The sequence below is a fragment of the Proteiniphilum sp. X52 genome, from assembly GCF_003712195.1.
GTDB lineage: Bacteria > Bacteroidota > Bacteroidia > Bacteroidales > Dysgonomonadaceae > Proteiniphilum.
Window position 1 is genome coordinate 1 of the sequence record NZ_RDSD01000091.1, and the last position, 371, is coordinate 371.

The 371-nt window shown below is 46.4% G+C and carries 1 protein-coding gene; it reads left to right on the top strand.

Annotated features, from left to right (window positions below; translation table 11 throughout):
- Nucleotides 1–47 precede the first annotated feature (47 nt).
- Nucleotides 48–290, top strand: a complete 243-nt coding sequence (locus tag D7D25_RS18880; protein WP_370453872.1) for a cysteine peptidase family C39 domain-containing protein — start codon at nt 48–50, stop codon at nt 288–290.
- Nucleotides 291–371: the final 81 nt, after the last annotated feature.

Sequence of the window (371 nt, forward strand, 5' to 3'; positions counted from 1 at the left end):
ATCGCGGTAAAAGCGCCGCCCGGGATGAAATAAACAGGTTATAGTGTATGTCGTTCCCCTTCACCAAACAACCCGACGCGATGGACTGCGGCCCCGCCTGCCTGAATATGGTGTCCGAACACTACGGCAAGCGCCACACGCTGGAGCACCTGCGCGAAAACTGCTTTATCGGTCGCGACGGTGTGTCATTGCTGGGCATCAGCCCTCACTCGTTAAAATTTTGTACCGTCTTGTATCCTTACGGTAATTGTCTTTGGTTATCAGATGATTATGTCGACGGCTGTAGTTAAATTTTTGTATCTCTCAATATCCTGTTTCGCAAGAGAAAATTATTATTTAGATTTGAGGCAGAAATTTCATAATAAGTACCA